The following is a 22,537-nucleotide window of genomic DNA, read 5'->3' on the forward strand; positions in this document are numbered from 1 at the left end:
AGAAGAAGAATGATGAAAAACAAGAGATTATGGAAAGGGTTAATTGTAATGCTGGCAGCATTCGTAATGTTAGTGATGCCAGTGCAGAAGGCATCTGCAGCAGGAACAACAGAGGGATCAAATCTGATGTGGGGCAGTGCATATAGTGGAGTGATCACATACAGAGGGGAATATTACAGTTATAATTTTTCATTGAAACAGTCTGGTCGGGTAACGCTTGCATTTAATGTGGATTCTGTAAGTGAATGTGCATGGACACAGATTGAGGAGATGAATTTCCTGGATGAGAGTGGATCGGTAGTAGGTTCTACCAGAGTTTCAGAAGGCAAGACGAACGTATGGATTGATCTGTTAGCTGGAAATTATACTTTGGAGATAGTAGGACATTGGGGAACAGGAACAGGAGCATCGTTCTCATTTGTGCCATCATTCAAGTCAGCAGGAGAAACAAAGTCAGAACATTCTATGGCAAAGAACAATGAGATTGGAATGGCAACTCCTTATAAGATTGGAACCAAGATCAAAGCTCAGTTAGCTTGTGGTGATAAGGTTGATATCTACAAAGTGAAGGTACCAAAGAATCTGTATTTGAATCTGACATTATCCAGTAAGCAGCAATATATGTCTGTTACTCTGAAAAATACAGCAGGAGATGTAGCAATAGGAGAATACAATATTACAGCAGGTACTCATAAATATAAATATTTTCTGCCAAAGGGAACATACTACATCACTTTTGAAAGAGGAATTAATACAGGTACTTATTCCTTTAAGACTTCTTCAAAAGTAATGCCAACTGTTAAGATTAAAAAAGTAAAGGATACTGGAAAAACAATTACAGCTACATTTAAAAGAAATTCAGATATGCAGGGTTACCAGATCCAGGTTGCAAGAGACAAGAAATTTAAAAAAGGAAAGAAATCATTTTCTTATGGTAATAGTGGGGATGTAAGCGCATATGGATTAAAAAAAGGAACTTATTATGTTCGTATACGTGCTTATAAAACACGGAATGTAAGAGTAAATCATAATTATGAAACACGTTATTATTACTCTGGCTGGAGTACAGTTAAGAAGGTTTATGTGAAATAATACAACCCTACATAAATAAATACAAAAACTGGCATATGGATCATCATATTTTCGGAAGAAAAGATACCTGATCCGCATGTCAGTTTTTTGTTGCCTTTATTTTCTTCATCTTGCTATCCTCTGTGAACTACGTTACAATGAAATCTGGAGAGACGGTGAGACGTGGTAGAAAAGGAAGTGAGTATTATGTGTAATTTAAGTCAGGGTATCAAGGAAGAAAGTGAAGCTAAAGGTGAAGAGAAGGCAAGAACAGAGATTGTACTAAATATGCATAAGAAAGGCTATTCTTTGGATCAGATTGTCGAGATAACAAATCTGGATGTTAGTGCAGTAAAGGCTATAATAGGCTAAACAGAGAAAACGGATCTGACATATTTCTATTAAAAGTATACAAAAATGAAAAAACAGGCGTGTGGGAGGATGCAAATGATTTGCAAAACATGTGGGAATGATCTGCAGGGAAATGAATATAACTGTCCGTTCTGTGGGGCGGCAGTCGATTATACAGAGGCGGTGGAGCAGGCAAAAGCCGGAAAGGAAGAAGGCTTTTCCTATCTGTATGAGATGACATATCGGAATAAACTGTATATTGCGATGAAATACATGAAGAATGAAGATGAAGCAATGGATGTTCTCCATGATTCTTATGTGAAAGCATTTGAACGGCTTTCCAGTCTTCAGGATGCAAATTCATTTCCGGGATGGCTCAGTACCATTGTTGCAAATACCGCAAGGAATACATTGAGAGATCGCCATACAGTGAATTTTTCGGATATGCAGAGAGAAGATCAGGATGGGGAGGCATTTGAATATTCGATTGCAGATGAGAACATGACAGCCCAGCCTGAGATGGCATGTACAACGAAAGAAACGCAGGAAATGGTACAGGAGCTGATTGGATCATTGTCTGATGAACAGAGAATGTGTGTGCTGATGTTTCATATTGAAGGATACAGCATAAAAGATATTGCGACAGTTCTTGGATGTTCAGAGAATACAGTAAAGTCCAGATTGAATTATGGACGTAAGAATATCAAGGCAAAGGCAGAGGAGCTTCAGAAGAAGGGCTACAAGCTGTACAGCTACACACCTATGGCACTTCTTACCTATCTGCTCATGGCAGAACGAGGAACTATGCTGGTAGCAGGAACCTTCGACAAGCTGGCAGGTGTTGGAAGTGTAGTCGGTGCCGGACTGATCCATGGTGGAGCAGCAGGTGCGTTATCTGCTGCGGGAAGTACAGTCACAGCCGGGGGTACCGGAGTCGCCGGAGCTGCAGGGTCGGCAGCGGGAACAGGTGCAGCGGCAGGAGGAAAGACTGCGGCAGCTACAGCGGCAAAACAGACCTTCTTGAAAACAGTAGCAGGAAAGATCACAATGGCGGCAGCAGGAGTGGCAGTAGCAGGTGGAGCAGCCGGAGTAACAATCTATAATCATAATAAGAATACTTGGCAGGATGCGTATACAGAAATAATAAAAGAATACAGACAGGAAATTGAGAATTATAGCTGGCAGACTTCACAAGTGAGGGAGAATGAACCGACGTTGGTAGGAGAATCCAGAGCGATTACTGTTGCTGATATTATGGGAGATGATACTCCTGAACTGATCTTTGCGGCACAGGATGAATCAGATCCGAATAAAGCTGATCTTCATATATATACATATATAGATAATGAAGCAATACAGGTCTATAGTGGAGAACTTGATACAAGGTCAGATGAGAATCGGGACAAATGGGGATCAGAAGGAACACCATATGTATTAGTTTGCACTAGAGAAGTTTCAGAAAATGGATGCCGGATGTATATACTTTGCAGCGATGGACAAAGTGATAATACAGAGATTGGTGTCATAGATAAGATGATAGAATTCGATGTGGCTACTTCTCGTGGAGATAGCTTACAACCGATTGTCTGGACCTGTCATGCAGAACAGGTGGGGGATGAAGAAACGGTGCCGGTTGCAGAACGGGATGGTATATCTGTGGCCTGGGAGGAATATCAGACAAAACGCGACGAAATATATCAAGAAGTGGATAGTGAGGTTCTGAAGAACATGGCGGCGACAGCTCCTTATGGCATATATGATCAGTTGGCAGATATTAACAGAGATTCGTCAGGAAATATAACGGCAGATCGAAATTTAGGAGGAGTAAGTGACGGATGTGAAATGTCCTATGCAGGTGCATTGAAATATTTTAAAGAGAGCAAATAATAAAAAATTATTAGCGTGCCTTTGGCTGTTTATGAGGATCGGTCGAAGGCATTTTATTTTATAAGAGAAAGTTCATTCTATAAAAAAACTCTCCGACTGAAAATACCGAATCTCTCCGATTGTATTTCCAAAAACTCTCCGATTGAAAATGCAAAAACTCTCCGATTATACTTAAAAAATGGTGTCTGAAAAATTTTTAAAAAATTTCAAAAAATATAAAACTTTTTTGCAACCTCTGTGTCATATAGGTGAAACGATACAGAGGTTGCATTTTTTATGGATGAATTTCCGGATGAAATGTTCCTCAGATAAAGAAAAGGAGAATAAAAAAATGAAGAAAATGAAAAGAATCGAAATCGCACAGTACATCGCATTGGGAGCAACCTGTTTAACCGTTTTAGGATTTGTCCTTTCCGGTATTTTTGGTGGCAGGATCCCGATGTCTATGATGGGGTATGGAGTTATGGCAGGCATTGTTTCCTATTTCTTTGGTGGATTTGGAACTGCGGTAAAGATGGCAGGCAAGATCGCCAAATGGGGCTGGCTCATCGTACCATTTCCGTATGACATCGTTACAGGTATGGTATCCTTCATCATCTCGATCATGGTATTTATCGGACTGCCGATCATTCCGATCCGTAAGGCATACAAAGAGCAGATGATGGATGTTGAAACAGTTGAGTAAAAAGAATGTAGAAAGAGAGGACAGATTATTATGAGTAGAAAAATGAAACAGATCATGTTAGCAGTAATTTTAATGGTGATGATGTGTGCAGTAAGTCCTGCGCGAAAGGTATCCGCAGAGGTGTTAAACAGTCCACAGCAGATCGTATGGGGACAGAGTTACAGTGGCGAGCTGGAGGATGCACAGAATACATATGAGTATACATTTACGATGAAGAAATCCGGTACATTTTCTCTTGCGATTGCGACGGAGGAAATTGGAAAGACACACACCGGGCTTAATTATATAAAAGTCAGCGATATGTATGATAATGAGATCTATACAGCATCAGTCAGTGAAGGAAATGGCAGCTATAAGGCAGAATTATTAGCAGGTGATTATAAATTATCACTGTGTGCAGGATTCTATACAGGCTGCAAGTTTACATTTACCGCATCATACAAGGCATCCGGCGAGACACGTTCCGAGGTATGGCTGTCACAGAATGATGAGAAAACGATGGCATTTACCTATAAGGCAGGTACGACCTATAAAGGACAGTTTGCATTTAACGAGACAACAGATATCTATAAGATGAAGATGACAAAGAACCGGTACATGAACATTCAGATCAACAGCAAGATCAAGGAAATGAATGTTGTGATCGAGAATACAAATGGTGACATTCACTATATTCAGACGGGTGTTACACCGGGAACCAGAAAATACACATTTTTCCTGCCAAAGGGAACCTACTACATCACGATGACCAAAGGCTGGCCATATAGTGTTGATCCAAATTATGCCGGAATGTATACATTTAAGACGACATTTACAGATGTTCCGAAGACCACTGTAAACAAGGTAAAGAATCTTTCATCCGGAAAGTTAAAGGTAACATGGAAGTGCAAGAGCAAGGCGACCGGATATCAGATCCAGATCGCAACGGATAAGAAATTCAAAAAGAATAAGAAAGTATATGATGCGCCATTTAAGAATTACAATAACTGTACATTCTGGGATCTGAAAAAGGGCAAGACTTATTATGTCCGTGTCCGTTCTTATGTAAAGGCAGGTTCCCGCGAGAAGAAATGTTATTCTGCATGGAGCAAATACAAGACTGTAAAGATAAAGAAATAGAATATAATGTTATCCTGATTTTGTGGTATGTTATAATAATGCAAAAAATATCCAAAAGCTTAAAACTTTTTATCCACCTGATCTGTCCAATAAACAGGAGGTGAGATATATGGATGTGTGGAAGGCAGTGTGCGCGTTTGTTGCATTGTTAAGAAAAGAACGAAAGGAGCTGCCGGATGATCCGGAACGCAAGAAAGAATTATTTGACCGGATCGAGCATGACAGGCAGTCCAGATAAATAAAGGTATAAAGAAAATATATAAATTACAGAAATAAGATAAAAAGCAGGAGGAGCAGGATAACATGAAGTGCAGAACATGCGGAAATGATTTACAGGGGAATGAATACAACTGTCCGTTTTGCGGAAGCTGTGTGGATTATACACAGGCAGTGGAACAGGCAAAGGCAGGGCGTGAAGAAGGATTTACGTTCTTATATGAGAATACATATCGGAATAAACTCTACATTGCAATGAAGTATATGAAGAATGAGCAGGATGCAATGGATGTCCTTCAGGATGCCTATATAAAGGCATTTGCCAGATTAGATAGTTTACAGGATGCAAATGCATTTCCGGGATGGATGAGTACGATCGTGGTAAATACTGCGATCAATGCACTTCAGAAGAAAAAGGCAGTCTTGTTTTCTGATCTGCAGAATGAAAATGATGAAGGGGATGTCTTTGAGTATAATCTGGAAGATGAAAACATGAGCACACAGCCGGAGATGGCATGTACCGTGCAGGAGACACAGGATATGGTGCGGGAGCTGATCAATTCCCTGTCGGATGAACAGAGAATCTGTGTGCTTATGTTCCATCTGGAGGGTTACAGTATCAAGGATATTGCCACAGTATTGAACTGTTCCGAGAACACCGTAAAGTCCAGACTGAATTATGGACGTAAGAATATCAAGGCAAAGGCAGAGGAGCTTCAGAAGAAGGGCTACAAGCTTTACAGCTACACACCGATGTGTCTTCTTGTATATCTGCTTATGGCAGAACGTGGAAATATGATCGTTACGCATGTATTTGAGCAGATGGCAGGTCTTGGTGGAAATATTGCAGCCGGCATCATTCATGGTGGTGCTATGCAGATGGCAGGCAATGTTACAGGTGGGGCTGCACAGGCAGGAGCCGCCGGACAGGTAGCAGGAGGAATTACACAGGCAGGAACTGCCGGACAGGTAGCCGGAGGAGCCACACAGGCAGGAACTGCCGGATCGGCTGCGGGTGCAGTAGAAACCGGAAAAACTGTAGCAGCTACAGTTGGTAAACAGGCGTTTATAAAGACCATGACAGGAAAGATTGCGATCGCAGCCGCTTCGATCGCGATTGTAGGCGGAGTCGCAGGTGGTACAATCGCCTATAAGTATTCACAGGATAAGGCAAAAGCTACCGATAAAAAGGAAGCAACAGAAGCAACCGATGATACATCAGATCAGACGACCACCGGTGAAGCAGATGCTTCAACGACAGAGATAACGACAGAAGCGTCAACGGAGATAACTACAGAGTCAGCTATCGATGAAAGTCTTTATAAAGCAGCATACAAAGAGGTACTTGAATCCTATAAGACACAGATCGACAATTATTACTGGCAGTATGAATATGATTATTCCACAAAGACTGCAAAAGAAGAACAGACGCCGATCGTATTTGCCGATGTTACAGGTGATGGTGTGCCGGAGATGATCCTGGTAAGATCAGAACAGAACGAAGCTTCAATTGCACAGATGGATATTTATAGCTTTGACGGAACAAAAGCAAAGAGAATCTTTGGAACGGATATGGAAGAATATGGTGGCTGGGATATAAATGCCGCTTCCGGAACCAGTTATTATCTGTTTACGACTAAGAAGGGAACCTTATATGCATATAGTGGGTTCGGAGATGAGAGTTATACAGACAGTTATATCAAATTCACGGTAGATGATTCCGGCATGCTTCAGAAGTCAACAACCTGGACAAGAAGGAAAGGTCCGAATGACGATTATTCAGCAACTGTTGTCACATGTCAAAAGAATGGTTCTGAGATTACAGAGGATAAGTATAATGCTCAGGTAGAGAAGCTGCAGAAGAATTTTGATACGTTATTAATGTATAATGGACAGGGCAAGGATAAAGCCAAGGAGGTTCTTGGTACGCTGGATGATACCGCTATGACTTATGATGAGGCTATGGAATATCTTGGAACGATCACACAAAAAGAAACAGATAAGGCGGACAAAAATCAGAGGGCTTCTAAAGACGGAAAAGAGATATCTGCCGGAAATGCAGGAGAAGTAAAGATGACATTACCGGAGGATCTCCCGGAAAGCTTTCTTATGTCAAGCGGAGTTGGTGCATGGGGCTCCAGTATGGATATCAAACCGGATGGAACCTTTACAGCTTCGTTTCACGACAGTAATTATAGTGGCAGGGGAGTTTCCAGTGGATCCGGATCCTTTAAGAATATTACGCAGATTGACAAATATACATATACCATGGAGCTGGATACCCTGAACTATGATGATGAGCTTGGCAAAGAAACAACAGATGACAATGGCTATACAACTACTTTCACAGAGCTGTATGGAATTGCCGGGGGTACTACCTTTACGGTGTATCTTCCGGGTGCACCGACAGCAGATATGCCGGATGGAATGAAGAATTGGCTGGGCTTTCATTATTACAATGTCCCGATACCGGATGCCCTTGACTGCTATGCCATTTATAATGTAGATAAGGAAAATGGATATTTCAGCACAGGGTTACAGTAAATAGTAAGATGTTTTGGATACGATGAAACCTGTATAAACGCAGAAAGCTGTAAAAATTTACGTTGAATTTTACAGCTTTTTTGCATATACTATTAGTAGAAATGAGCAATACATAAAGGAAGGAGTTGAAAGTATATGGCTAACATTTTACCAGTTTCAGATTTGAGAAATTATAATGAAGTTCTGAAAAATTGTCACAAAGGAGAGCCTGTGTATCTGACTAAGAATGGTAGAGGACGTTTTGTGGTTATGGATATTGAAGATTATGAACGTGATCGAGCAGAAAAGAAGCTCTTGATGAAACTTCAGGAAGCAGAAGAAGCGGTAAAGGATGGTGAAGGCTGGCTTAGCCTGGAAGAACTAAAAGAACAAATGGGGGAATGAAATGTTAAAATTACGGATCAATCCGATTGTTGTTAAGGATTTGAAAGAAATTCGAGAGTATATTGCAGAAGATAATAAGGAGTATGCAGCACGGACAGTACAGGAGATTTATAACAAATTTGAAAACCTTCAAATGTTTCCAGGAATAGGCGCAGAGCTTTCCAAAAGAGTTAGTTTTCAGACTGATTATAAGTATGCTGTATGGGAAGATTATGTAATCATCTACAAGGTAGGAGATGAATATGTCGAAATATATCGTGTCGTTAATCGTTATCGTGATATTACAAAAATATTTGAATGATAGGAACATTGTATTGAAACAGCCATATATGAATGAGAGTTGATGGAAGCTCTTGTTTATGCATGGCTGTTTCTATGATTTATCAGGAAAAGTCAGGAAGACTACACACAATAATACTAAAAATATATAAACCTTACTCTCTCCAGCGTTTCAAGAAAGGCGATAACACGTTTTAACATATCAGGAGCTTCTTCGGGGAACTGTTCTTCCATGATGGATACCAGATTGAATACCGTGTTGTCGCCATTTATATGGACCCATAAGGTACTGCCATATCGATCAAGCCTGATATGGCTTTTCTTTGGTTTGTGAAAATATTTCTGAGCGATCTTGTGATAAAAACCGGTATGCGGCATTTCAATCACAATAATTCCATCGGGCGACTGTTCCCATGCATAGTTCAGGTTGATGCAGGGGATTTTGTCCATATAGTTTGCAGTATGGGTAAGAAAACCGGATTTTGATCTTTTTATAAAAAATTGCGAGAGGGTATCTTTACGATTATGGTTTTGTTTTGCAATGACATTTTGTATATTATATTTTTGCATGAGAAAATAAATCCTTTCCGGGTGAAGATATTAAAGTGTGTTATTGGATGATTGTTTATCCTTCGTTTTATGGATCATGTAGATCATACTGAAAAGCAGGGCAAGGAAGAACAGGCAGCCGCCCCATTTTCCAAGATGGAATCCCATAAGTCCCAGATTGATCCGATCACTTACGCCGAATACGGCAAGGACGGCAAGCAGGATTCCAACCAGCCCTTCACCTGCGATCATACCGGAGGAAAAAAGGATACCATTATTGCGGACGGTTTCGCGGGAAACTTCATCGGCAAATCGACGTTTCTCTATGAAAAGGCGGATCAGACCACCGATCATGATCGGAACTGTCAGGTAAATCGGCAGATACAGTCCGATGGCAAATGGTAGAACCGGGATACCTAAGATCTCGACAACGACAGCAATGCAAATGCCGACAATAACAAGCCCCCATGGAAGATTTCCATTCATAACACCTTCAACGACCATTTTCATAAGGGTTGCCTGCGGAGCAGGAAGCTCGGTAGAACCATATCCCCATGCGGTATTTAGCAGATAGAGAACACCACCGATTGCAAGACCGGAAGCGATCGATCCGATCAGTTCGCCGATCTGCTGCAGATATGGGGTTGCACCGACGATATACCCCGTTTTCAGATCCTGCGAGGTGTCTCCGGCCATGGCTGCAATTATGCAGATAACAGTACCGATGCAGATGGCAGATGTCATACCCCGGTATCCTGTTATGCCGGCTTGCTTTAACAGGATCGTTGCAAATAACAGGGTTGCGATCGCCATACCGGACACGGGGTTATTCGACGAGCCGACGACACCGACCATTCTTGCAGATACGGTTGCAAAGAAAAATCCGAAAATAATGATCAGAATGGATGTGACCGGATTGATCGGAATATCAGGAAATGCACTCAGACCAAATGCTACGATCAGGATACCGCCGATCGCATAAGGAAGCGGAATGTCTTTAGATGTTCGCGAATTTCCATCTGTATGTCCGAAGCCTTTCAGGGCTTTGGCAAATGTGGATGCGATCAGCGGAAATGATTTTAGCAGGCTGAAGATGCCGCCGGCTGCCACCGCGCCTGCGCCGATATACCGCACATAATTTCCCCATAACTGATCGACTGACAGTTCGCGGATCGGAACGGAAGCGGGGAACAGGATGTTGTCACCTCCAATAAGAACGAGCAAAGGCATGATAACAAACCATCCAAGCACAGCACCGCTTAACAGATACGAAGCAACCTTTGCACCACAAATATAGCCGACACCGACCAGCGCAGGGAGGACATCCATACCGAAGCCAGATCCTTTATAAGAGGAAATCGTCCATGTGATCTCACTTGGAAACAAATGCAGACCATCAGCGATAAATTTATAGACAGCAGAGATGCCAAGCCCGGAAAATACCTGCATGGATTTGTGACCGCCGGTTTCTCCGGCGAGCAGTACTTCAGCGCAGGCAGTTCCTTCCGGAAATGGAAGTGTACCATGTTCTTCTACGATCAGAGCGGTACGAAGCGGGATCATGAACAGAACACCGATCAGTCCGCCACAGATGGCGACAAATGCAATCATCAGAAAAGATGGAGGTTTTATATCGGGATTTTCATCTGCCCACATGAACAGGGCTGGCAGCGTAAAGATAGCTCCGGCGGCCAGAGATTCACCTGCAGAGCCGATCGTCTGCACCATATTATTTTCAAGAATTGAATCGCGGCGCATGATCATGCGCACAATACCCATAGAAAGAACGGCAGCAGGGATGGAAGCGGAGACGGTCATACCGACTCGTAAGCCCAGATAAGCATTTGCACCGCCGAACACGACCGCCAGGATAATGCCAAGAATCACAGAAGTAGGTGTAAGCTCCGGCATCACCTTATCTGCCGGAATATATGGTTTAAATTGTTTCATATACAACCCTCAAATCATAGTTTTATGCCACTAGTATGTACAGAGTCTGGCAGAAACATACACAGAAAATCTGAAAAAAGAGCTTCATCAGATATGTCAAGACATGGAAGCTGAAATAATAAAATAGAAGGAAACTACATCTGTATCCAGCTCTATGGCTACTGGCAGGTGGTTTGAAACGCGTTCCACTTTCTATTCGGTTCGCACGCTGATTTGTCAGCAGCCGCCCAAACTCGTCCTTACGGACTCAGACAAGGGCTTGGTGCTGACAGCTAGTGCAAACCTCATAACGAAAGTTCCACTAATGTTTCAATTCACCTGCCACCAGCCATAGAGTTGGAAACAGGTAGGATGTGTTTAAAGAATAACGCCTGCTGGTTGTACCTAAGGAATATCGTATATTCCATGGATACAGCCAGCAGGCGTTTTTGCTTTATGTGTTATTGTTATAAAATAGTTTATTTATTGAGGGCGGCAAGCTGTGCTTTTAAAGCTGCAATCTCAGAAATCATTGCGTTCTTCTCAGAAAGAACAGCCGCAATCTCGGCATCCTTCTCGGATATTAGGGAGTCCTTTTCAGAGAGAGCGGCATCTTTTTCGGATATCAGGGAGTCCTTTTCAGACAGAGCCGCTACCGCTTCATCTCGTTCCTTTTGTAGTTCATCGATCATATAGTGAACCGTATTCTCATCTAACATTCGAAGTGCTTCTTAAAACATGGTGATCACCTCCTCCGGATCATACATATATTCAGACATATCCTTACAGATGGCTTCCATCCAAGGATAGTCAGATACCAGTGCAGAAAGGTCGTCAACCGACTGGGCAGTCAGTAATGACAGCCATGCATTAAGTTCATTGATATCTTTAGCATACTTACTTTCACGGAAAACGTCAAGGGCAACCACATAGAATTCCTGCAAAAGATTCAGTTTGATGCCGGTATCAAAAACAGTTTTCCCATGATGCAGATAAATGTCTGATACCTGTGTCTCTTTGCATTCATTAGGACTGTTTTCAAACATTACGATCGTGTAAACCGTTTTCAGATCCTTGTAGGTAAAGGCGTTTCCTTTCAGGCTTTTCACTCTTGTATACTGACGCAGCATGAGATCGGAGGAGTAGCAGGACATACGTTCACCCGGAAAAGCGTATGGAATTTTCTGGATCTCGACATTTGCGATCGAGCCATCTTCCAACTGGACAAGGATATCCAGAAGCAGGAGCGAGGTGGACGGCAGCATGCTGTCTTCATTTGACAGGATACACTGAACCGTCACCCTTGTTCCGATGATACTGCTGATCAGACTGGATAGCCGTTCCGGATAGATGTCCGGGTTGAACAGCTTCTTGAAAAATGGATCATAAGTTAAAGGCAGAGTTTTTTTACCCTCCATAAATCCCAGAAAACGGTTCTTCCATTCCTGTGTCATGTTCTGATAGGCAAAGTAGCTTCGCGGATGCTTCCGGAGCTCCGCAAGACATTCCTTTTCCGTGCGAGTAGGAAAGAGCTGGTGGATGTTTATTGGAGAACCATTGGTTGGTTGACTGGCATGGTTATGGTTGGTAATTTTTTCGTTTGATATCGGTTGATTGTTAAGGTGATGATTGTTGTTTTGGTTATACATAGATTTTATTCCTCATGATTTCCGGCGCCTGTTTTGTCGACAGGAACAGCATAGCAGAAAAAGAATGAGAAAAAACGTAAATGTAACAAATGGTATGTCTGGATGTAACTTTCGGTAATTTTTGCTGTTTATCCCCCCATAACCCAAGATTATATCAATGTTGTTGAGAGAAAAAAGGATCTATGCTACAATGGTGGCGTGAATTTTGAACGGACAGAAAGGCAACACTATGTATAAATACTATTTATTTGACCTGGACGGCACAATAAGCCAGTCCGAGCCGGGCATTCTCAACTGCATCCGCTATGCTCTGGATGCAGCCGGACTGCCGGAGCCATCGGAGAAAGTGTTAAAGACATTTATCGGACCATCGTTGTACGATTCCTTTACATCCAAATGTCATGTTGACCACGATCAGGCACTCTGGCTGGTGGACAAATACAGAGAACGCTATAACGTGATAGGCCTATATGAGACATCTATCTATGATGGAATCCCGGAGACACTCAAAGCCTTAAAAGAAAAAGGCGCGAAGATCGGAGTGGCGACCTCCAAACCGACAGAACCAACGAAGAAGATACTGGCGAAATTCGATCTGGCACAGTACTTTGATGTTGTGGTAGGAAGCAATCCGGATGGAACCGGCTCGGACAAGCAGGTGCTGATCGCAGAGTGCCTGAAGCGGTTGAAGGAAGCCGATGCGGAAGGTACGGATATGCCACAGGCAGACCGGGAAGAGGCAGTCATGATGGACGATTCCAAGCCAGAGGTTAAGACACAGATACATGAAAAGGATGCCATCATGATCGGTGATCGGATGTTTGACATTGATGGCGGACATGCCTGTGGAATTGATACGGTCGGTGTTCTGTATGGATATGGAAACCGTGAGGAATTTGAAAAAGCCGGCGCGGAATATATCATCAGCTGCCCGGAGGAACTCCTGACATTGTAAGAGAGATTAGACAGAAGCCCTTTTGGATATTATAAGGAGACTTTTAATGGGTATTCATAAGGATATTAAGGGTATATAGAAGGCAAATGCAGGCACATACCATAAAAGAGGAGACGAAAACGTGAGAAAATTATTGACGCTTGAGGATATCCATGAGCGTGAGAAAACAATGGTGTTCATGTTCCATGATCTGTGTGAGAAGCATGGGCTGCGGTATTATCTGTGCGGCGGCACGCTGCTTGGAGCAGTCAGACATCAGGATTTTATTCCGTGGGATGATGATATCGACATTCTGATGCCAAGACCGGATTATGAGAGATTACAGGAAGTGATCAAAGAGCAGCCGTTTCTGCCGGATCATAAGTTCCTGTCGACGAGCCTTGGCAATCTGGATGAACCATATACGAAGCTTGCGGATACGAGGACCAGACTGGACAAATATTATACAAAGGACAAATATGATATCTATCTGTGGATGGATATTTTCCCGATGGATGGACTGCCGGATGATGATGCAGAGATTGAACGGATCTATAAAAAGGCACATTGGTATCGCCGCATCATCCAATATCTGAAGATGAAGACAGGGCGGGGCGGTAATCTGGTCAAGAAGATCGTGAAGCCGATCCTGAAACCATTTGCGCATTTGATATGGGGCAAGAAGCGGACAGTGAAGAAGCTGATCCGGTTATGTACACAATATGATTTTGAATCATGCAAATATGTTGGCGGCATTGCCTGTGGCTATGGTCCGCAGGAGAAGATGCCAAGGGAAGAATATGTAAAACCAATGAAAGTGACATTTGGCGGACGGGAGCTGATCGCACCGGGTTGTACCGATTACTATTTGACATCCCTTTACGGTGACTATATGAAGCTTCCGCCGGAAGAAGACCGGAAAGCTCACATTATCAAAATGTATCAGGTGGAAGAATAATAGATATTTGCACGGCGGGCATAGCAATATGCCGAAAGTGCTTTCCATGACAGGATAACAATTCGTACAGATATTTAGAAAAAATATTGCAGGAGGAAATAATAATGAAAGATAAGATTTTAGAAGAAGATCTGTTGTATATTGCAAATGCAGGTGGAGATTATGAGAAATTATACGGCAAATCCATCTTGATCACAGGAGCAACCGGACTGGTTGGTTCACAGATCGTAAAGGCACTGCTTAAGATGAACGAAGTAAAGAATGCTGATATCACGATCTATGCATTTGTCAGAAATGCAGAAAAGGCAGACAAGATCTATGATGAATTTGCAAAGGATAAGCTGGTGTATGTGATCGGTGATGTCGGAGATCCGGTTACCGATGAGACTGTAACCCTGTCAAATGGCAGGAAGATCTCAGAAGTACAGATCAACTACATCATCCATGCAGCAAGCCCTACAGCATCCAAGTTCTTTGTGGACTATCCGGTGGAGACGATCATGACTGCGGTAAATGGTACAAAGAATATGTTAGACCTTGGTAAGGAGAAGCAGTCCGAGGGTGTTGTATATATATCATCGATGGAAGCATTTGGCGCACCGGATCCTGAAAAGCCATATGTAAAGGAAGATGATCTGGGATACATCGATATCCACAATCCAAGAAGCTGTTATCCGGAGGGCAAACGTCTCTGCGAATGTATGTGTTCTTCTTACGCAAGTGAGTATAAGCTGCCGGTTCGTATCGCAAGATTGTCACAGACATTTGGCGCAGGCATCAGCTATGAGGAGAACCGTGTATTTGCACAGTTTGCAAAGGCTGCTATGAATAAGACAGATATCGTTCTGCACACAGCCGGAAAATCCGTTGGCAACTACTGCTATACCAGAGATGCCGTAATGGGTATCTTACTCCTTCTTGTAAAAGGAAATGATGGTGAAGCCTATACCGTAGCACATCCGGAAGCACACATCACGATCGGAGATATGGCAAAGATGGTTGCAGAGAAACTGGCAAATAATGAGATCAAGGTCGTATTTGACATACCGGAAAGTGCCATGACATTTGGCTATGCACCGGATGTAAATATGCGATTGAATTCAGATAAACTTCAGGCACTTGGATGGAAGCCGGTGATCGGTCTTGAGGAAATGTATACCCGTATGATGAAGAGCATGGAGTATACAAGATAAAGTTCGGAAAGAAATAAACAGAAACTGCTGCTGCAGGGGACGACCTGTTCTATGGTAGCAGCAGTTATTTGCATTACAGGAAAGTCTGGGATAAAGAAAACAGGAGGAAGTGACAGTTGGTAAACAGGATCGTAGTCGGAGCGGACAGCTTCAGTATACATGGAAAATTTGATGAGCAGGGGATGTTCCTTTTGATGGAAGAGGGCGATATCCTTTCAGATGAGGATTTTGCGCGTATCGTGACCTTTGTTGATGACCACAGGAACGGAGATATCTTTCTGTTGCCGAAGAAATACGGACCGAGCAGGAACAGCAAGAAGGGAATTATGTATGCGCCGTTTTCCGCATATCGCGAGAAAGGAAAGCATGCGCCCTGGCTTGCACAGAAGCTGGACAGAGATCAGGAATTTCATGGTGTCTATGAGCAGCTTGCAAATGGTGTGATCTCTACGGAGATTTTAAGATTCCTGCACGGATTTACACCATTCGGTATGATATTTAAGGGAAGTCTGTTAAATCAGTTGATGGAGATTGCAGATGCCGGAATACAGAATGCCGGGCAGGATGCAAATGTGACATTCGGAAGCCCTGCACACACATTGGAGGACGTTCTGGTAAAGGGATCATTTCCGGTATTAAAATGGCTGCTTGCGGTTCAGGCAAGAGCCTGTCTGGATGAGAAGCTCTATTATATCGATGGTGTTGACTATACTTTGAAAAACAGCTTTGAAGGGGATAAGACCTTTTTTGAAGGAATCTATGACCGGGCATGGTATAAGGATACCGTTGATCAGCTGATCGAATGGTTAAAGGAAATGTCCATCCATCAGGAAACCCTGCAAATGCTTGTTATGCAGCATGCACTGTTCATTGTAAAATTTATGATCCAGGCAAATCTCGATAACCTGAACAAGCATTTATTTGAAGAGACCGACGGCGAGGCTTTTTTGTGGAAGCTTGGGGAAGTGCTCTCTTATATAGATGATTCGATCATTTGTGAGAATCAGGGATATCATGTGGATATGAAGAATGAAGACTGTCTGGTATGGGTATTGCTGATCTTAAAGTATAAGGACACCGGTCTGGAATTTGATTTTGCGGATGGCTGCTACAGCTATAATGATATTCAGATCGGAGAACTTACGAAGCCGACGGCGGACATTCAGTTTATGGATAATAAAGATATGGAGGATCACACAGAGCTTACGATCGAAGGACGGTTATCGCCGATTCTTTTGATGAATGGAGCAGAGTTTGGTGTTCTGGTCGGTGACCGCTTCTATCCGGCAGAATATAATGAGCGGTATGCACATACAAAAGCATTTGGCATGTCGATCTTCAAGCTTCGGGCATTTACGATCCGGGTGGAGCTTCCATATGGACAGGAAACAGAACTGGCTTATGTAACAAGAGTCCGGGCGGATGTCTTTGAAAATGGTGAAACGATGGGAATGTCGGTAGAGGATCTTCCGGTCACTCTGGAATTCGATTCTCATTTCAGCCGTTTGTGCGACCGTTTCCGTCACAGCTATTGGAAGATCAATAAGAAGCTGTATATGTATAAGACAGAAGCCAATATCATGAAGGTTGATCCGGTAAAGCATGGGAAGATTGCAGGCAGAGAACTGACGTTATGGCGAGATATGTTTGCAACCGGACAGAAGAAGGTTATTAAGTTTATCATTGTCCGGGCGTTCTTAAAGGCAAAGCCGTTTTTAAAGCATCGTCCGATCTGGCTCTTTTTTGATAAGATATATAAGGCGGGGGACTCTGCTGAATATATGTACAAATATGCAAGAAGCAAGAAGGATGGCATCAAATGCTATTATCTGGCAGATGGGGCATCGGAAGATTACGCACGTCTGGAACGCGAAGGCATGAAGCCGGTCAAACGGAGAAGCGTCAAGCACCGGTATGCATTTTTGTATGCGGATATGGTGATCGTGTCAAACTCTACCGTCTACGCATTTAATGATTTCGGTACGATCAATTCGGCACTGATCCGTGATCTGATGAACTTCCATGTAGCCTGTGTCCAGCATGGTATGTCTATCCAGAAGATTGCAGTTGCGCAGAACCGGTTGAGAGATAATACACGGTTGTATTTCTGTGCATCCAAATATGAGATTGAAAATCTATCGAAGCCAATCTACGGCTATGAGGGTTATGATGCATTGAAGCTGACCGGAGTACCGCGTTATGATGGACTTATAAATGAAGATAAACGGCAGATCCTGTTATCCCCGACCTGGCGGATGCAGGCAGCAGTTCCGGTTACAAAGAATGAGGGTGTGAGCCGTGACTACAATCCACTTTTTAAGGAGACAACCTATTATCAGGTATATAACAGCCTTATTAATGATGAGCGTCTGATCGCTGCGGCACAGAAATATAATTATAAGATCGTCTATGTACTGCATCCGATCGTCAGCCCGCAGATCGATGATTTTGATAAGAATCCTTCGGTAGAGATCATTCCGGCGGTTGCCGTTCATGGACATTCCGGTGTCAATTATGAGAAGGTGTTCCGGGAATCCAGTCTGATGGTTTCGGATTTCTCCGGTGTTCAGTTCGATTTTGCTTATATGCGTAAGCCGGTGGTCTACCTGCACCATCACGATATACCGAAGCATTATGAGGAAGGAACCTTCCACTATGATACGATGGGATTTGGCGAGATCTGTGAGGACAACGACGAATTGATCGATGTTCTGATCTCTTATATGCAGAATAACTGCGAGATGAAACCGGAGTACCGCAGACGTGCCGATGATTTCTTCCGGTTTGACGACCATGACAACTGTGAACGGATCTATGATGTCATGATCGACTACCAGAAGACAAAGATTCATTAAGATATAGCTTTTTCTATAGCATCAACTATGATCTCCAGGGTTTTTAACCGGGCATATTTTTTATCGACTGATTCGATGATGTGCCATGGAGCATAGGTGGTGCTTGTTTTTTGCAGCATTTCATTGACGGCTGTTTCGTATTGATCCCATTTTTCACGGTTCCGCCAGTCCTCATCTGTGATCTTCCATTGTTTTTCCGGTGTATTCTGACGCAGCGTGAATCGTTCAAGCTGAGTGTCTTTATCAATCTGTATCCAGAATTTGATGATCACAGCACCCCAGTCATACAGTTCTTTTTCAAATTCGTTGATTTCGTTGTAAGCACGTTTCCAGTCATTTTCACTGCAAAATCCTTCGATCCGTTCTACCATGACTCTGCCATACCATGTTCGGTCGAAGATAGCTACATGACCGGAGCGTGGAAGCCTGGTGAAGAAACGCCAGAGGAAATGTCGGGATTTTTCATACGGAAGAGGACTTGCGATTGGGAATACTTCGTAACCGCGAGGATCTAATGCTTCCGTTACACGCTTGATATTGCCGCCTTTTCCGGCAGCATCCCAACCTTCGTATGCAATGATGACAGGAATCTTTTTGTGGTAAATGCTGTTGTGCAGCTCTCGAAGCTTTCCCTGTAATTCTTTCAGATGTTTGGAATATTCTTCATCAGATACCGTCTTGTCCTGTAAAGAGATATCCGACAGCTTCGGCATGTCCATAAGAGGGAATACATTCTGTGGGATCGGAACTGCCAGTGAATGATTTTGTAGGGCAACATCGATTCCTTCGGTCAGGATTTCTAGAACCTGAAGCTCTGCCCATTTCTTGGAGCTGCCATCGATGATATACCATGGTGCGCGGGAAGAATCGGTAGCATCTAAGAATTTGTCAAAAATATCCATGTATTTGTCATAATGCTTGTTCTGTGCAAGGTCGGTATCGGTCACTCTCCATTTGGTTGCAGGATCATCGGCAAGCGTCCGGATCCGTTTCTTCTGTTCTTTCTTCGAGATGTTCAGGAAGAATTTGACAACCAGATAGCCGTTATCGGTCAGCTGTCGTTCAAATCTCCGAACATTGGCAATTCGAAGCTCGTAGTCTTTTTTTGACAATTCTTTGTGTGCGTATTCACGCGTAAGCTGATCCATCCAGCCGGAATCCATAAAGACAAAATTGCCGGCTTCCGGTATCTCTTTTACAAATCGCCAGAGAAATGGTTTCCGTCTGTCTTCTTCTCTGACCTTTTCCAGCGATGCAACCCGGTAAAAACGTGGATCGATATTGTTGATGATCCGTCCGACCAGACTGCCTTTGCCGGAAGTACCCCAGCCTTCTACCAGAACAATGACCGGAAGCTTGTGTTCCCGGACGGCTAGCGTCTGCGCCGCCAGCTTTTCCTGCAAAGCCTTTAACCGTGTCTTCATTTCCTCGTCCGATGGCTTTTCCTTCATAATTCGATTATTCAACATACATAACACCCCCTGTGTAATAATGAAATTAATTTTTTTATATTGTGTGAATTATGCGTTGGGATATCTTAACTTACCAATACAGGGGCATTTGAGGTCGCCGGTCCTTAGATGGCGCATTAGCGGCATCTTAGTACCGTTGCAGACCGAAACGAGCGGAAGCGTCCCCTGATTGGTAATGTTAAAGGTATCCCATGCATATCAATGTATAATTTAAAAAATTAATTTCATTATTTTCCGGTTATATCATAAAGTCAATGGACAAAATGCATTAAATATCAAATCGAGAAGAACACGCATATAAAAATTTTTTTTATTGTGTTAACAAATCCTATTGTCATGCCGACTGTTATATTGTAGAATATACATGAGGTTAGGGTTGGATTCTTGTAGAATTTATTTTGTGCTGAATTTTGAAATAATATTGAATGAAAGCATTCTTTTTTTTTCAGAAAGAATGCACATAGGAATGATACAGGAGGGACGCAGACTATGACATCAGGTGAAGAATTATTAGAATTAAGAAAGTCTACAGGAATGAACAGACGCGAATTTGCTGAGTATTTCGAGATACCGTATAGAACTGTACAGGACTGGGAACTTGGAAATAGAAGAATGCCATACTATCTTCTTCGTCTTATGGTTTACAAAGTAGACAAAGAAAATCTTGCAAAGCAGGACTGATTCAGGTAATTATTTTTTAAACAGATGATGGGCGAATAGGTATTGAAAAATCACGGGCATGTTATGTGTCCGTGATTTTTTAAGAAAAACAGAAAATAAAGCACACAAAACAGGGAGTAGAAACAGTGGCAAAGCAGTACGTGATGATCAATGACATAATCGAAGAACATAATGCGAGAATGTATAACTTAAGAAAATACTACCCGTTTTTTGTGTTATCGGAAACTGCATTTACACAGTACAAGGATGGACGATATAACAGTTTGGATATGGGATATATCACCATGGCGGTACTGCGTTTTTTTATTGAGGAAAACAACTTCAACGAGAGGGACATCACATATCCCCAGTGTGAAGCATTTATAAAAGAGCTACTGATCCGTGATTTCGATATTGAGATCGAGGACGAGGATATGGCAGACCTGATCTTATATATATTTGACAAGATCAGAAATGACGGAAAAGCATTTGAATTTACATTTTACGATCCGGGTAAGAAGCAGAAGAAGACCGGACGTGTCAGACTGATCGACAGCCGGATCACGGATGGAAAAGTGCTCTATTACATAACTGCGGATGGGATAGAATTCTATCTTGATACCAAGGAGATCAAGGACGAGAGCAAGATCAATGTAGAACAGGTTTTGCTTGAGAAGATGATCACCGGAGAGAATTTCAAGGGAGGTATCGAGGTTGTCAAGCGGATCAACAGCGAAGTGAACCGGCTTGTAAGAGAAAAAGACGATATCGTAGATCTGCTTTCTTACGATGTATTCGCCGGGGCAGAAGCTTATGAGAAATATATGAAGACGGTTGGAAAATGGTTTTCCGAGGAACAGAAATTATTTGCGAAGAACAAGACGCTGGTCGATAAGGCAGTTGCGAAAGCGAACTTTGACCACCTGACAAAAGGTTCTACGTTGTTGGATGAGATTAGTCAGTTGGAACTGGAATTGAAGAAGACCATATTAAAGCATGGAAATCTGATCAACAGCACCATGGAATTACAGAATATATCGGACAACATTATTCAGAAGGCGAAGTTAAAGCGTCTGCGTCCGGTATTTGATTTTGAAAAGGAATTACAGAAGATGATCAGGGAGGATCGGCCGGATAAGATGGGCATGATCCTTGCTCCTTTATTTGCACCGGCGATCGCAAAGTCATTTTCGATGACATCGATCGACAATCTTCTTACGCTCAAATCAGAGGATGAGGCGAAGATGGTGACAGCAAAGAAAGAAGATGTAAATGCAAACTTCCGCTATGAGGATGAGATCGAGGAAGAACGCTCCGGCAGGAACTACGGTAAGTTATTCTTTGAACTGATGGATGTACTTGTCCGCTGGAAGAAACTCAGCCTGAAAGAATTCAACGGATTCCTTGAGATACGATTTGGAAAAGAAATCTATGAGAATGCCGATTATTACGCATTCCTTACCCATCTGGCACAGAAGAAGGAATATGATATCAGCCGGATGTTAAAGAAGCAGGATACCATGCTTGAAAAGCTGGTAGTTGACAGCATCCGGGAATATCAGAAGGTTCGGGACAGCATCGGAGAGCAGCAGATACCACAGGCTACAGCCGACAGCATTTCAACCGTAAGCGTACCGGACATTTATTCGGAAGATGCTTATGCTCCGGACATCTCATTTGAGCCATACAAAGATATGCGCTTCACGCTGACCTTTGACAGCACCGAGGAGATCCCGGTTGGAGAGGATATGTATGTGACGAACATCCTGTTTGAAGTGCGATAGATGATATTTGAACAAAAA

At 42.8% G+C, this 22,537-nt stretch carries 19 protein-coding genes; 14 read left to right on the forward strand and 5 right to left on the reverse strand.

The features are described from left to right. The first annotated feature begins 9 nt into the window (after nucleotides 1–9). The 8 genes from LK416_12060 (at nucleotide 10) to LK416_12095 (ending at nucleotide 8,558) form a co-directional block, all read left to right on the forward strand. A complete protein-coding gene (locus LK416_12060) occupies nucleotides 10–1,092 on the forward strand; it encodes a hypothetical protein (GenBank protein ID UEA74376.1) in 1,083 nt (360 codons plus the stop codon). A gap of 186 nt (nucleotides 1,093–1,278) precedes the next feature. Then, nucleotides 1,279–1,443: a hypothetical protein gene (locus LK416_12065; GenBank protein ID UEA74377.1), complete on the forward strand. Its 165-nt coding sequence runs from the start codon at nucleotides 1,279–1,281 to the stop codon at nucleotides 1,441–1,443. Between the two features lie 75 nt (nucleotides 1,444–1,518). Beyond that, nucleotides 1,519–3,309, forward strand: a complete 1,791-nt coding sequence (locus tag LK416_12070; protein UEA74378.1) for an RNA polymerase sigma factor — start codon at nucleotides 1,519–1,521, stop codon at nucleotides 3,307–3,309. Between the two features lie 331 nt (nucleotides 3,310–3,640). After that, nucleotides 3,641–3,994, forward strand: coding sequence for a hypothetical protein (locus LK416_12075; protein UEA74379.1), 354 nt, complete (start codon nucleotides 3,641–3,643; stop codon nucleotides 3,992–3,994). A gap of 30 nt (nucleotides 3,995–4,024) precedes the next feature. After that, nucleotides 4,025–5,113: a fibronectin type III domain-containing protein gene (locus LK416_12080; protein ID UEA74380.1), complete on the forward strand. Its 1,089-nt coding sequence runs from the start codon at nucleotides 4,025–4,027 to the stop codon at nucleotides 5,111–5,113. A gap of 303 nt (nucleotides 5,114–5,416) precedes the next feature. Further along, nucleotides 5,417–7,873 (forward strand): RNA polymerase sigma factor, encoded by a 2,457-nt coding sequence (locus tag LK416_12085; protein UEA74381.1) that lies wholly within the window; start codon nucleotides 5,417–5,419, stop codon nucleotides 7,871–7,873. Nucleotides 7,874–8,008: 135 nt separating this feature from the next. Next, entirely contained in the window at nucleotides 8,009–8,257 is a 249-nt protein-coding gene (locus tag LK416_12090; GenBank protein UEA74382.1) for a type II toxin-antitoxin system prevent-host-death family antitoxin, read from the forward strand. A 1-nt stretch (nucleotide 8,258) separates the two neighbouring features. Continuing rightward, complete coding sequence (locus LK416_12095; protein ID UEA74383.1) at nucleotides 8,259–8,558, forward strand: type II toxin-antitoxin system RelE/ParE family toxin; 300 nt, start codon at nucleotides 8,259–8,261, stop codon at nucleotides 8,556–8,558. Nucleotides 8,559–8,674: 116 nt separating this feature from the next. On the opposite strand, the gene LK416_12100 is transcribed toward LK416_12095, so the two are convergent. The 4 genes from LK416_12100 to LK416_12115 all read right to left on the reverse strand — a co-directional run bounded on the left by LK416_12100 (nucleotide 8,675) and on the right by LK416_12115 (nucleotide 12,468). Continuing rightward, nucleotides 8,675–8,986, reverse strand: coding sequence for a PqqD family protein (locus LK416_12100; GenBank protein UEA74384.1), 312 nt, complete (start codon nucleotides 8,984–8,986; stop codon nucleotides 8,675–8,677). Nucleotides 8,987–9,136: 150 nt separating this feature from the next. Next, nucleotides 9,137–11,035 (reverse strand): oligopeptide transporter, OPT family, encoded by a 1,899-nt coding sequence (locus LK416_12105; protein UEA74385.1) that lies wholly within the window; start codon nucleotides 11,033–11,035, stop codon nucleotides 9,137–9,139. A 458-nt stretch (nucleotides 11,036–11,493) separates the two neighbouring features. Further along, nucleotides 11,494–11,733, reverse strand: coding sequence for a hypothetical protein (locus LK416_12110; protein UEA74386.1), 240 nt, complete (start codon nucleotides 11,731–11,733; stop codon nucleotides 11,494–11,496). Nucleotides 11,734–11,745: 12 nt separating this feature from the next. After that, nucleotides 11,746–12,468 carry a PD-(D/E)XK nuclease family transposase gene (locus LK416_12115; GenBank protein ID UEA74387.1) on the reverse strand — a complete coding sequence of 241 codons (723 nt, stop codon included), beginning with the start codon at nucleotides 12,466–12,468 and terminating at the stop codon, nucleotides 11,746–11,748. A gap of 400 nt (nucleotides 12,469–12,868) precedes the next feature. Here LK416_12115 and LK416_12120 point away from each other — a divergent pair, with 400 nt between their 5' ends. The 4 genes from LK416_12120 to LK416_12135 all read left to right on the forward strand — a co-directional run bounded on the left by LK416_12120 (nucleotide 12,869) and on the right by LK416_12135 (nucleotide 18,603). Further along, on the forward strand, nucleotides 12,869–13,618 hold the full coding sequence (locus LK416_12120) for an HAD hydrolase-like protein (protein UEA74388.1): 750 nt from the start codon (nucleotides 12,869–12,871) through the stop codon (nucleotides 13,616–13,618). Nucleotides 13,619–13,739: 121 nt separating this feature from the next. Next, the gene (locus LK416_12125) at nucleotides 13,740–14,555 is read left to right on the forward strand and encodes a LicD family protein (protein UEA74389.1); all 816 of its coding nucleotides are present in this window, start codon (nucleotides 13,740–13,742) and stop codon (nucleotides 14,553–14,555) included. 104 nt (nucleotides 14,556–14,659) lie between these two features. Further along, a complete protein-coding gene (locus LK416_12130; protein UEA74390.1) occupies nucleotides 14,660–15,748 on the forward strand; it encodes an NAD-dependent epimerase/dehydratase family protein in 1,089 nt (362 codons plus the stop codon). 116 nt (nucleotides 15,749–15,864) lie between these two features. After that, nucleotides 15,865–18,603, forward strand: coding sequence for a CDP-glycerol glycerophosphotransferase family protein (locus LK416_12135; GenBank protein UEA74391.1), 2,739 nt, complete (start codon nucleotides 15,865–15,867; stop codon nucleotides 18,601–18,603). On the opposite strand, the gene pap is transcribed toward LK416_12135, so the two are convergent. Next, the gene (pap, locus tag LK416_12140; GenBank protein UEA74392.1) at nucleotides 18,600–20,072 is read right to left on the reverse strand and encodes a polyphosphate:AMP phosphotransferase; all 1,473 of its coding nucleotides are present in this window, start codon (nucleotides 20,070–20,072) and stop codon (nucleotides 18,600–18,602) included. The genes LK416_12135 and pap overlap by 4 nt on opposite strands. A gap of 492 nt (nucleotides 20,073–20,564) precedes the next feature. On the opposite strand from pap, the gene LK416_12145 reads away from it, so the two are divergent. Then, nucleotides 20,565–20,756: a transcriptional regulator gene (locus LK416_12145; GenBank protein UEA74393.1), complete on the forward strand. Its 192-nt coding sequence runs from the start codon at nucleotides 20,565–20,567 to the stop codon at nucleotides 20,754–20,756. A 125-nt stretch (nucleotides 20,757–20,881) separates the two neighbouring features. Continuing rightward, nucleotides 20,882–22,519 (forward strand): hypothetical protein, encoded by a 1,638-nt coding sequence (locus LK416_12150; GenBank protein UEA74394.1) that lies wholly within the window; start codon nucleotides 20,882–20,884, stop codon nucleotides 22,517–22,519. Nucleotides 22,520–22,537: the final 18 nt, after the last annotated feature.

Source organism: Lachnospiraceae bacterium GAM79 (assembly GCA_020735665.1).
GTDB lineage: Bacteria > Bacillota > Clostridia > Lachnospirales > Lachnospiraceae > Coprococcus.

Excerpts from the sequence above, each read along its gene's own strand:
- LK416_12060 (UEA74376.1), top strand. The coding sequence starts at position 10 with ATGATGAAAAACAAGAGATTATGGAAAGGGTTAATTGTAATGCTGGCA.
- LK416_12065 (UEA74377.1), top strand. The coding sequence starts at position 1,279 with ATGTGTAATTTAAGTCAGGGTATCAAGGAAGAAAGTGAAGCTAAAGGT.
- LK416_12070 (UEA74378.1), top strand. The coding sequence starts at position 1,519 with ATGATTTGCAAAACATGTGGGAATGATCTGCAGGGAAATGAATATAAC.
- LK416_12075 (UEA74379.1), top strand. The coding sequence starts at position 3,641 with ATGAAGAAAATGAAAAGAATCGAAATCGCACAGTACATCGCATTGGGA.
- LK416_12080 (UEA74380.1), top strand. The coding sequence starts at position 4,025 with ATGAGTAGAAAAATGAAACAGATCATGTTAGCAGTAATTTTAATGGTG.
- LK416_12085 (UEA74381.1), top strand. The coding sequence starts at position 5,417 with ATGAAGTGCAGAACATGCGGAAATGATTTACAGGGGAATGAATACAAC.
- LK416_12090 (UEA74382.1), top strand. The coding sequence starts at position 8,009 with ATGGCTAACATTTTACCAGTTTCAGATTTGAGAAATTATAATGAAGTT.
- LK416_12095 (UEA74383.1), top strand. The coding sequence starts at position 8,259 with ATGTTAAAATTACGGATCAATCCGATTGTTGTTAAGGATTTGAAAGAA.
- LK416_12100 (UEA74384.1), bottom strand. The coding sequence starts at position 8,986 with ATGGACAAAATCCCCTGCATCAACCTGAACTATGCATGGGAACAGTCG.
- LK416_12105 (UEA74385.1), bottom strand. The coding sequence starts at position 11,035 with ATGAAACAATTTAAACCATATATTCCGGCAGATAAGGTGATGCCGGAG.
- LK416_12110 (UEA74386.1), bottom strand. The coding sequence starts at position 11,733 with ATGTTAGATGAGAATACGGTTCACTATATGATCGATGAACTACAAAAG.
- LK416_12115 (UEA74387.1), bottom strand. The coding sequence starts at position 12,468 with ATGACACAGGAATGGAAGAACCGTTTTCTGGGATTTATGGAGGGTAAA.
- LK416_12130 (UEA74390.1), top strand. The coding sequence starts at position 14,660 with ATGAAAGATAAGATTTTAGAAGAAGATCTGTTGTATATTGCAAATGCA.
- pap (UEA74392.1), bottom strand. The coding sequence starts at position 20,072 with ATGTTGAATAATCGAATTATGAAGGAAAAGCCATCGGACGAGGAAATG.
- LK416_12145 (UEA74393.1), top strand. The coding sequence starts at position 20,565 with ATGACATCAGGTGAAGAATTATTAGAATTAAGAAAGTCTACAGGAATG.